The sequence below is a fragment of the Ruminococcus albus 7 = DSM 20455 genome (assembly GCF_000179635.2).
GTDB lineage: Bacteria > Bacillota > Clostridia > Oscillospirales > Ruminococcaceae > Hominimerdicola > Hominimerdicola alba.
Window position 1 is genome coordinate 1 of sequence record NC_014824.1, and the last position, 11,595, is coordinate 11,595.

At 37.1% G+C, this 11,595-nt stretch carries 6 protein-coding genes; all 6 read left to right on the top strand.

Annotated features, from left to right (window positions below; all coding sequences use genetic code 11):
• Positions 1–72 precede the first annotated feature (72 nt).
• The 6 genes from recD2 (RUMAL_RS16705) to RUMAL_RS16730 all read left to right on the top strand — a co-directional run bounded on the left by recD2 (RUMAL_RS16705) (position 73) and on the right by RUMAL_RS16730 (position 11,522).
• Positions 73–2,250: an SF1B family DNA helicase RecD2 gene (gene recD2 / locus RUMAL_RS16705; protein WP_013483295.1), complete on the top strand. Its 2,178-nt coding sequence runs from the start codon at positions 73–75 to the stop codon at positions 2,248–2,250.
• A gap of 17 nt (positions 2,251–2,267) precedes the next feature.
• A complete protein-coding gene (gene recD2, locus RUMAL_RS16710) occupies positions 2,268–4,445 on the top strand; it encodes an SF1B family DNA helicase RecD2 (protein WP_013483296.1) in 2,178 nt (725 codons plus the stop codon).
• 94 nt (positions 4,446–4,539) lie between these two features.
• Positions 4,540–5,868, top strand: coding sequence for a hypothetical protein (locus tag RUMAL_RS16715; protein ID WP_013483297.1), 1,329 nt, complete (start codon positions 4,540–4,542; stop codon positions 5,866–5,868).
• 105 nt (positions 5,869–5,973) lie between these two features.
• Positions 5,974–6,768, top strand: coding sequence for a CHC2 zinc finger domain-containing protein (locus RUMAL_RS16720; protein WP_013483298.1), 795 nt, complete (start codon positions 5,974–5,976; stop codon positions 6,766–6,768).
• Between the two features lie 103 nt (positions 6,769–6,871).
• Positions 6,872–10,915, top strand: coding sequence for a DNA polymerase III subunit alpha (gene dnaE / locus RUMAL_RS20965; RefSeq protein WP_013483299.1), 4,044 nt, complete (start codon positions 6,872–6,874; stop codon positions 10,913–10,915).
• Between the two features lie 115 nt (positions 10,916–11,030).
• Positions 11,031–11,522 (top strand): hypothetical protein, encoded by a 492-nt coding sequence (locus RUMAL_RS16730; RefSeq protein WP_013483300.1) that lies wholly within the window; start codon positions 11,031–11,033, stop codon positions 11,520–11,522.
• Positions 11,523–11,595: the final 73 nt, after the last annotated feature.

Below are 11,595 nucleotides of genomic sequence, written 5' to 3' on the forward strand. Positions count from 1 at the left end.
TCCTTTTTATCTCCTATAATTTTCGACTATAATATTTTTAGCATACTTATTGATAAATGGAGGTACATAAAAATGATAACCGAAAAATTAATGGGAAAATATCAAAATTACATTTATAGAGACATAGAAAGCGGCTTTACTATATTCAGACTAAGACCTCAACTGTCGGCAAATATTGCAGATAAAATGAAAGGAGGATTTGTGATCTGCAAAGGTGTGTTAGCTACGATCAATACTGAGATCCCACTGGAATTATCAGGAACATGGGAATCAAATGACCATGGATGGACATTCAGTGTAATGGATTATACTGAGAAAAACTGGGATGATATGATAACCCTGGATTTTTTGAAAAGCATAAAGGGAATAAATGATATCGTAGCAAAAAAGATCATAGCAGAATTTGATGATTTTTTTAATGATATCAAACTTCCGGGAGCTTCAGTCAGACTATCCATGATCTCCGGAGTAACAGCTGAAAAAAGCCAGCAGATCATAAATCAGATAAAGAATCAGTCCGAAAAAAGAGAAATAATGAAATTTCTTTTTATTCATGGAGCTAAAATGCTTCATGTGGACAGGCTTTATTCCAACTACGGACTAGAAGGTATTGAAAAAATCAAGGACGAACCATATGAAATAGGATTACAGATAGGGCTTCCCCTTAAATCCTGTGATTCTATTGCTTCTTCACAGCAAAAAGATATGAAGGATCAAAAAAGGATTAAAGCATATATTGAAAATTATCTTCAAACGCAGATGATGTCCGGTAATATATTTATCAAAGAACCACAGCTCCTGCCGGATGTTTTAAAAGTTTTGAATTTTGACACATTCTCAGGCAGTGACAGATTCAGAGTGCTCATGGCGTTAAAAAACTCTGATGAAGTGGTTTATGCTAAAGATGATGATGGTTCAAAGATCTATCTGAAATACTTGAAGAAAGCTGAAGACAATTTAGCTGAACAAATAATACGATTGCAGAGCGCGGGATTAAAAACCAAATACAATGAAGAATATGCCAATTACGCCGAATCTATTGCAGGATTCAAATTTGCTCCCGAGCAAAGAGGAGCTTTCAGACTTCTGCGAAAGACAGGAATCGGTATCCTCACTGGAGGACCCGGAACCGGAAAAACAACGACGGTGAAGGGGATAATCGATGCATACGAAAAAATGTATCCCGATAATAAGGTCAGACTTTGCGCTCCGACAGGACGAGCTGCACAGAGAATGACCGAATCTACCGGACGACCTGCAACAACGATCCACAGGCTCCTTGAATACAAGCCTTTTGAAGGGAAAGAGTCTGATATAAGATGTAAAAATGAATATGATCCGATCGATGCGGATTTTATAATCGTTGATGAAGTAAGTATGCTTGACTGTCCGCTTGCTTCGCTGTTCTTCTCAGCGGTAAAATCCGGAGCATTGGTCATTATGGTAGGTGATATTCATCAGCTCCAGTCTGTAGGAGCCGGAGACGTACTGAATGATATGATCAAAAGTAAAACCATCCCGGTAGAAAAGCTGATAAAAACATACAGACAGGCTGCGGACAGCAATATAATAAAAAACGCAAATGAGATAAACAATGGTCATGACTGCTTAAGGCAGGACAGTGACTTTGAAATTTATCAGACTCAAAACATAACAGACAAAATCGTAGATATAATAAAGGAGTATCATAAACCAGATGATCTTTTTTACGCCCAGATACTTTCTCCATCACATAAAAATGACGGCGGAGTTGCTGATATAAATAACAGACTTCAAAAAGAGCTAAACCCGGGGATCGTTCCGGAGTTGATCTATGGAAGAAACAGAAAATTTAAGCTCCACGATAAGATCATCATGATAAAAAATAATCCCGAAAAAGGATATTATAATGGTGATGTAGGCTATATAACCGAAATAGGAGAGGAAGAAATGACTGTAAAGATACAGGATACAGAAATAAGACTCAGTAAATCAAATCTGGATGACGTCAAACTTGCTTACGCAATGACGATCCATAAGAGTCAGGGTTCTGAATTTCCAATAACTATCATAGCGTTGCCAAATTCGGGAATGCTTAAAAGAAATCTGCTCTATACAGCGGTAACAAGAGCGAAGAAGAAAGTAATCATAGTCCAGCAGCAAGGTTCAATTTCTATGGCTGTTAAACGTAACGAAGTAGGAAAAAGAAATACGACCTTGGTTGAAAGATTACATGATATAGTAATCGAAAGATGTATCGAATTGCAATAAAAAGGAGAAAAATTAAAATGATTATAAAAGGAAAAATAGACAAGATCTTTGCCGTAAGAGGAGATTGGGCATCTATATTAGTTTCCGGACTCCCTAAAGAAGAACTGAAAAATGCAGGATTTGCACTTTCAAAAAATCAGATAATGTTTGTAGGGAATATACCAAATCCTGTAGAAGAGTGCGAAATGGGATTCAATGGGGATTGGGTCAATCATCCTAAATACGGAATGCAGTTCAAGGTAACTGCCTCTAATCTTCTGCTGAATGACAAGAGCTCACTATTTAAGTATCTCACTTCAGGATTCGTCGAGGGCTGCGGGAAAAAAATAGCAGAAGCAATAATTGAAAAATTCGGGGATAATGCTATTGACGTAATCAGTAATGACTTTGAAAAATTGACAGAGATACCAAAGATCGGAAAAGCAAAGGCAAAAAAGATCCATGATTCATATATTAATACGTGTGGTATGATGCACATAATGAATCTTTTTAAAGGTCAGATCACTCAGAAAAAATGCGTAAAGATCCACGAGACTTATGGTGATAAGGCCGAAAAGATCATTCAGGATAATCCTTATCAGCTGATATGTGATATAAGAGGATTCGGATTCAAAACAGTTGATGAATTGGCTGTTTCTTCCGGAATAGCTCTTAATGATCCAAGAAGAGTAAAAGCAGCAATAATCCACACGCTTGATACAATAAGCAATGATCAGGGGCACTGCTTCATCATGCTTGATGAGCTTGGTGATAATATAAGAAGCCTGATAGATAACATCGACGTACCTGATAAAGTTATAATCAAGGAGATCAAAAGTCTTTACGAGGAGGAAAAGATCATTCTTGAAAAGGATGGCGACTTCGTTCGTGTCTATCTGAAAGAACTGTATGACGCTGAAAATGACCTTGCAAGAAAAATAAGCATTATGAAGAAATACAGGAACAGAGCTTACAGAGAAGATATTGTAGATGATACAATCGAATTAATTACTTCAAGAGAAACAAATCCGGATTTTGAGTTTGAGCCGCTTCAGGTCGAAGCTGTAAAAACATCTTTAAGAAATCATTTCAGCATTATCACCGGCGGCCCCGGCACAGGAAAAACTACTATTATCAATGCAGTTGCTAAAGCAGCGATTGCAATGAAATTCGGGGTTATACTTCTGGCTCCAACAGGAAGAGCATCAAGAAAACTCGCAGAAAGTACAGGACTTGAAGCCTATACGATAGCAAAATACACTTTCAGTAAAGGTGCTATCGTTGGCGATGAGATAAATAACAAACCGAACAGGCTGTTTATAGTTGATGAAACATCGATGATAGATGTAGAAAATGCCGCAAAGCTGTTTTACTTGATAAAGAAAACAGACACCGTTGTGCTGGTCGGAGATATCGATCAGCTTCCATCTATCGGAGCAGGAAACTTTTTCAGAGATCTTGTCAGCTCAGGGCTTGTTCCTATGGTAAAACTTACTTTTACTCACCGATTCAAAGGCTCAATTGCGGAGAATGCAAGGTCGATCAATCGAGGTTCAAGCAAATTCAAAGAAGACGATGAATTTGAGATCATCAAAGAGAAAGATCCTATCAGAAGGCAGGAATTAGTCTTAGCCAAGTATTACGAAGAACTAAAAAATGCAGGAGGTAATTATAAAAGAGTGCAGATAATCGTTCCTATGAGACAAAGAGGAGACACCTGCACAAATACGCTTAATAAAATAATACGCGATAAAGTTAATCCACTAAGACTAAAGCAGCAAGTCTTTGGTCCCAGTCAGTTCAGAGTCGGAGACAGAGTTATGCAGACTTCAAATGATTCTGAACTTGGAGTTGCAAACGGCGATTGCGGTATAGTATATGCCATAGACAACGATAATGCATCAATGGACGTAATGATGGATGTAGGCGGACGCAAGACCTACAATAAACTCCAGTCTACAAACCTTACCATCGCGTATGCGATCACCGTACACAAGAGCCAGGGTTCTGAATACATGACGGTAATTTCTGCATACGGTAATGCAGACTATGTAATGCTTCAGCGTAACTTGCTCTATACTGCTGTAACAAGAGCAAAAAATAAAATGATACTGATAGCTGACCCACAGGCGTTGTACAGAGCTGTCAATAATATTGAACCCATTATTAGAAACACCTCTATAAATGAAAAGATCGCCAAATATGACAGGATATAATTTGCAGAAATCAGTTATCATTAAAAGAGACCACTTCGGTCTCTTTTTTTTGTTTTTTAAATTTTCTGATATAATTATAACAGGAGGGGATAGTATGCTTTTTTTTAATCCACTTAGAAGAAGGGAACTTGAGGATTATAAGGATAAAATATTCAACCGCACAAAAATCGAACTCAAAAAAGGTTCAAAATACACTGCAGATAAAGCTGAAAAAATATCTGATAGCTTCATAAAATTCAATGTATCAAGAAGAACCAAGAAAGGACTGTCTATTGCTTCTGTCTCGGTCGCAGTATTTTTGCTTTCTGTATATATTCCATCATGGATCACAGGTACAGAAAAAGAAGAGTATTACTCTTTGCCTATAGACCCTAAAGCCATTGAATTTAATGAAAAAGCTGCCGTAAATTATCCTGATGAAGATTTCGACGGAGATGGAATAACTAATTCTTATGAAATTTTATCAAAAACGGATATATTCAGTGACGATACAGATGGTGACGGCTTTGGCGATAAAGTTGAACTTGCACTTAATACAGATCCGGTAAAAGCTGATCCGCTTATAAAAGCGGTTAAAAAGAAGGATAAAGCTGAGGGTAAAACTATAAGTGATCCGTATAAAGACGACGGAGTGATATTATGGGCGGATAGTTATGAGGATAAGGCAAATGGCTATGTCATCAAAGATAAGAACGGATATTATATCAGAAATTTTAAAGGATGGGCTCAGTTCCCAGAGACCTTGCACAAATACGTGTATAACTACAATACAAAAGCACAAAAACTCGAAAAGATGAAATACAGAAAAGTTGAAGATGCTTATTACATTAATAAAGACAGTTATATCGTTATTCTGGATAATAAGCCGAAATACAAGTATACATTTTCTGCATTCGGTACAAATTACAAATTAAAAAACGCTTTCTTTGGGAATACACTTGCTTTTGTTTTGCCGGCAAAGGGGAAGACGTACTTGAAATGCCAAAAAACACCTTTGTTCAGTGATTCTGAGAGCAAAAATATTATTACAGATGTTAAGGTCTTAAAATACACAAATGATTTTAAGGACAGAATGACCAAAAACACAAACACAGCAGCTGACCTTTCTTCTGTATTGAAATTTATAGAAAGTAACAAGTGCGTATACGTCTCTTTGTTTGACCCTGAAGAAGGAGAAAGTGTAGGCATCGTGTATGGTTATACTCCCGAAGGAGATCTGCTTGTAGCCGACCCCGAGACAGGAGATTATTCGGGTAAGATAAAAATCAAACTTAAGGCAAGAAAAATTGTGGATGAAAATAATGAAATAGGAAAACTTATTTATTTTGATTTTACCGGACTTGGCTTTGATTCAGAAAAGGGTTCCAGGATTAATTTCTTTGGTACGGAAACATCAGATGACTATGTAGATTATTTTTCATGACCTATTTGAAGGATCGTTTTCATAAAATGATCCTTCTTTTTATTTCATTAAATTTCCTCGTATAATAATTGTAAGTGATTATTATGAGAAGTGGAGGGAATGCAAATGAAACTGATCACAAATCTTGAAGACATCAAAGATGCCTGCAATCTTGTGGATCTCGCAAGAGAACTGGATATCGATATGCAGAGGTCGGGCAGTCACTGGGCAATAAGATGTCCTAATCACCGAGGCGGTCAATACGACAGGCATATCGGCAATTGCTACATAACCAAAAATCACAAAAACTTTATATGTAAAAGCTGCGGCAATAAAGGTGATGCGCTTACACTCGTGCAGCAAGCAACAGGGTGCTCCTTCCTGGAAGCGGTAAAGTTTTTATCCAACTTCGTAGAAATAGAACCGTCTTACATAGAAGAAGGAAAGGAATACACTTCAAATAACGGAGAAAAAGATGTATTAAGAAGAATAATTTCTCAAAAAGAGCAAGATTTTTTAGGAATCAAGAATTTTGCTGTTTACGGGGTTTCTGAATTGATCGAACCTGACGAATTTGATTTAGCATCAGAACTTAATGCGACCCCGGTAACGTATGAAAATGAAGTATTATTTTATTTCACTGAAAAAACATACCTCACAAACCCATTAAAAAAGATAGCATCCCAAAATTATGAACTATACCTGAAAATAATAGAAAATGCAATTTTCAGGAAGTATGAAAAATTGAAGAAAATTTTCGATATCTGGGAAAATTCGCCCTATGCAGCTGATTCTTATGATGTTATAAAAATTGAGTTTGAAACACTTCGTACTATATATAAAAATATAGGCGGAGAAGAGTCGAGAATAAAGATCCCGGTGCTCAAAAATCAAAGTTTAATAGACTTGTCTTCATTATGATCAGTAAAGACATTTTCTTCATTTGAAAATGTCTTTTTTGTTGTAGTCAGTTTTCACCTATAATTATATATAGAATCCCGTATTGATGAATGGAGGTATTAAAATGGGAAAAATAAAAACATTATTATTGCATAACCATACGGACAACTCAATTAAAGATGGAGCACAGACTCCGAAAGAACTTGTACAGAGAGCTAAAGAGCTTGATGCACCTGCTGTAACATTAACGGATCATGGTGTGCTTACAGGAATATTCGAGTTTATGAATGCATGCGAAGAAGAAAACATAAAGGGTATCCCCGGTGTGGAAGCATATATAAAAGAAGATGAAGATGAAACGAGAAGACATCTTGTTATTCTTGCTAAAGATGCGCAGGGCTACAAAGCGATTGAAAAAGCAGTTACGGAAAGCAATCAGCGCCTGGTGACGATCCCTTCCATGAAAAAGGACATACCTACTATGAATAAGGCTATCCTGACAAAATGGTTTGGAGAAGGAGCTATGGGGCATGACCATACAATAGCTACATCAGCATGCGTGCAGGGCGTTATTGCGACGGAGCTTACACAGAACAACAAGTATCAGAAGAACATAGATAAAGCATTAGAAAAAAGAAAGAATTATCACAATCCCTCTTCTACTATATTTATAGAACTTTCAAAAAAGCTTGAGGATGCTTCCGCAAAAGATAAGGAAATGAAAGAAAAACAAAAAGAACTGAAGAAAGAAGCTAATCTGGCAACTAAAAAAGCTGAAAATTACATGAAAAAGAAGGAAGGTACACCTGACTACGACGAGGCAAAAGCAGCTTATGACAATCTTATAGAAAGAAAAGAACTTGCAGCTAAAGAACTTATCACTGTTCAGTCTGAGCTTGCAGTATGTAAAAAACACATAAATGAAATAAAATCGAAAATAAAGCCGTTAAAGGACAGTTTTGCAAATTATACAAAATACGACTCGATCGTAAAGGAATACGAAGCAAAGCTTCTTGATGAGAAAACCTTACTGGAAAATGCAAGAAAAGAAGCCTTGTACTATTCTGAATTATTCGGTAAAAACAATTTTTTTATAGAACTTCAATTTCATGGATTTGAAGATGAACAGTATGTATTTCCAAGACTTTGTAATATTGCTAAAGGATTGAACATACCATGTGTTCCTGCCAACGATGCACACTATACCTATAAAACAGACGCAAAAAGAAGAGAAATGCTTGTAGCTGACTCCTTCAAGAAAATCATAGAAACATTGGATGAAAGATCTTGTCAGCTTTTCATCAAATCTGATGAAGAACTAACTGAAGCGTTGACTCAGATACTCACTAAAAAGGACGTTGAACAGGCATTTGAAAATCTCAGACTTATAGCTGACAATTGCAATGTTGTTCTTCCCAAAGAACATCATTATCCTGTTTATCATCTTCCCGAAGGTGAAACAGACTCGTCCTATATTAGAAAGCTTGTTCTTGAAGGTGTAGAAAAAAGATACCCAGGCGGTAAAGCATCTGACGGAACAGTATGGGATCAGGAACATATCAACAGAATGGAATCAGAGCTGGAAATAATCGGAAAAATGGGATATAACCATTATCATCTGGTAGTTCAGGATTATCTCAATTTCGGAAGAAAACTCGGATTCAACTGCCCGGAAGGTGTAGGATATACGATAGGACCCGGCAGAGGCTCAGCTGTAGGTTCATTGGTATGTTATCTGCTCGGCATAACCGACCTTGATCCATTAAAGTACAATCTTTTCTTTGAAAGATATTTGAACCCCGAACGAGTATCTATGCCGGATATCGATGCGGACTTTGCTAATTTTGTAAGAGAAGACTGTATTGATTATATGAGAGAAAAATACGGAGTTGAAGGCGTTTGCGGAGTTACTACAAAGGGAACACTCGGAATTAAAGCAGCTATCCTGCTTGCAGGACGAGTAAACCCTAAAACTCATGATGACGTTCAGAGAGTTCGTGCAATCTCTAAATTAGTCCCCAAAGGAGCAAAACATTTTACAGATCTAATCGATGTGGCAGATAAAAGCAAAGGCGACATAAAAAGCTTTATGCTCAGCAAATACTCTGCAGGAAGCATAGAAAGACAAATAATCGAAGATGCATCAAGTGTCGAAGGATTAACCGTCAACTATGGAAGACATGCTGCGGCAGTCATCATATCGGATACGGGTAACGTGTCCGATCAGGTAGCGCTGATGAGTACCGGCGGTGCCTGGGCAGTACAGTGTACTAAAGAAGAGGCAGAAGCAGAAGTCGGATTATTGAAGATGGACTTTCTCGGGCTCATAAACTTAGATATTATTACAGCGACTTTACGAAAAATTTATCGTAACACAAGACGCAAGATCAATATGAATACGGATGTTCATTTTGAAGATGAAGTCTTTGAGGGAATATTCTCTACAGGAAATACTGATGCTGTATTCCAGTTTTCATCTGATGGAATGAAACAGATGCTTAAGGAATTCAGACCATCATCTTTTGAAGACATCATATTGCTTGTTGCTGCTTACAGACCCGGCCCGATGCAGTATCTTTCAGATATCATTGCTGTAAAACACGGCAGAAAACCGGAATCATACGCAATACCGGAACTTAAACCTATTCTTAACGGCACATACGGCAAAACTGTATATCAGGAGCAAGTGCAGGAAATCTTCAAAAAACTTGCAGGCTATTCTCTTGGACAGGCTGACCTTGTTAGAAGGGCGATGTCTAAGAAAAAACTGAAAGAGCTTGCAAAAGAAAAAGAATCTTTTCTGCACGGAGATCCCGAAAGAGGAATAAAAGGCTGTATTGCTAACGGAATAAATGAAGCTGATGCCAATATACTCTTTGACGAAATGATGGATTTTGCATCTTATGCATTCAATAAGAGTCATGCAGCGGCTTATGCTTATGTGGCTTATCAGACAGCATGGTTGAAATATCACTATCCGACCGAATACATGGCTGCGGTCATGGAACATTCCAAATATGACAAACTGCCTATGTACATTTATAATAGCAGAGATATGGGACTTACTGTTAAGATCCCGGACATCAATAAATCAGACGTAGGGTTCATAGCTGAAAAAGATTCTATCATTTTTGGCTTTAGCGGAATGAAAGGTGTCGGAGACGTAGATATCGAAAAAATAATCGAAGAACGCAAGAAAGGAGAATTTAAGTCACTTAAAAATTTTATTTCAAGAACTAATTTATCTATCGATACCTTGAAAAACCTTGTTTTCGGTGGAGCTTTTGATTGTTTTGGACAGACAAGGAAATCAATGTTCAGTTATGTTGAAAGCTTAAAAGATATAAAAAGCGAAATAGAAAGTATTCAGTCAAAAATTGATGTTTTGACAGAAAAGATGAACGAAGATGCTTCTGAAAAGGACAAGAAAAAGCTAAGAGAGCTTGAAAAGAACTGTGATGAATATAAAACAAAGTATCAAGACCTTATTTGCGAACAGGGCTACGAAGATAAGATCGGAAGATTGACCGCAGAGAGGAATATATTGGGAACTTTTATCAGTGACCATCCGATCAACAGTTATAAACTGGAAAACAGTGTCAAGATCAAAGATCTTCAGCCCGGAAATGATATTACAGTATATGGATTAATAACAGATTTTCGTTTACTGACAAAAAAATCTACAGGAGAAAATTTCTGCAGCTTTAATCTTGATGACGGTACCGGAGTGATCCAAGCGATGGTTTTCACAAAGGCTTATGAAAATTTTGGAGAAAAGCTTGTAGAAAATGAGGTCGTATGTCTTACAGGATTCATAAAAGAGGAAACTGTACAGTCTTTCTCAAACAGCGAGGAGGATGATGCAGACGAAGAAAAGATCTTAAAATTCTACGCGAACAACATTGGCAAAAAGCCGATAAAAAAACAGTATTCAATACTTCTCGTTCTTAAAACTTCTGCTATGTTGCTGGCAAATACGATAGATGGGAAGAAACTTATCGATTATATAACAGAAAATTATGAGTCACCGAACGGGATAGGCTACAATCTTCTTGTATACGATGAGACCTTCTCACAGATACGAAGAACAGATAAAGGGTTGATAGTTAAGTCCTCTATACTGATGGATAAAAATCTAAAAACCCAAAAAGTTCAGATAATGGAATAATTATTTCCCCAAAAAAGCGAGGCTAAAAAAATTAGCTTCGCTATTTTTTTTATTTAGACAATTTTCTGCTATAATATATTTGTAGAAAAAATAACACACTGAGGAGGTGATACTAATGAAGAAAAAACTTATCATGAGTCTTGTGGCTTTAGCTGCTTGCCTGAGTGCATGCGGGAGTTCCGGCAAAGAAGCAATACAAAAAGAGCCTTCGAGTTATTATACACAAACAAATTTGTCGGCGCTTGAATACTCAATGTACATAGCAAACAAAATTTCCGTAGCAACAGGACAGCTCAATACCCATATGGCAAAGATAAAAAATGTAGCTGATGGTTCTTGCTCGTATGAAGATGAAATAAGCGCCATTGATTCTTCAATCGAGACTTTAAAAGAAGACAAAGTGGATCTCTCTTATGTTTATCCCCCTGACAGCTACTCAAGAACCAGAGAAGATGCTCTTACATACTGGCAGGATGCTATAGATAAACTGCAGGAAGTATCCGATGAGTTATCCGATAACGATATCACAAGTGATAGAGCGATCGAATTATCATCCAGACTTTCAGACATCTACACATCCATACAATCGCTTAATTTCGTAGTTTGATACATTACCGAGGATGTAATAACAATCTGCTGTCTCTCGGATATAGACAGTATTTAAATGAGGTGGAAACATG

What these genes read in the sequence shown, in the direction of transcription:
- recD2 (WP_013483295.1), top strand. Translation starts at nt 73, where the DNA reads ATGATAACCGAAAAATTAATGGGAAAATATCAAAATTACATTTATAGA.
- recD2 (WP_013483296.1), top strand. Translation starts at nt 2,268, where the DNA reads ATGATTATAAAAGGAAAAATAGACAAGATCTTTGCCGTAAGAGGAGAT.
- RUMAL_RS16715 (WP_013483297.1), top strand. Translation starts at nt 4,540, where the DNA reads ATGCTTTTTTTTAATCCACTTAGAAGAAGGGAACTTGAGGATTATAAG.
- RUMAL_RS16720 (WP_013483298.1), top strand. Translation starts at nt 5,974, where the DNA reads ATGAAACTGATCACAAATCTTGAAGACATCAAAGATGCCTGCAATCTT.
- dnaE (WP_013483299.1), top strand. Translation starts at nt 6,872, where the DNA reads ATGGGAAAAATAAAAACATTATTATTGCATAACCATACGGACAACTCA.
- RUMAL_RS16730 (WP_013483300.1), top strand. Translation starts at nt 11,031, where the DNA reads ATGAAGAAAAAACTTATCATGAGTCTTGTGGCTTTAGCTGCTTGCCTG.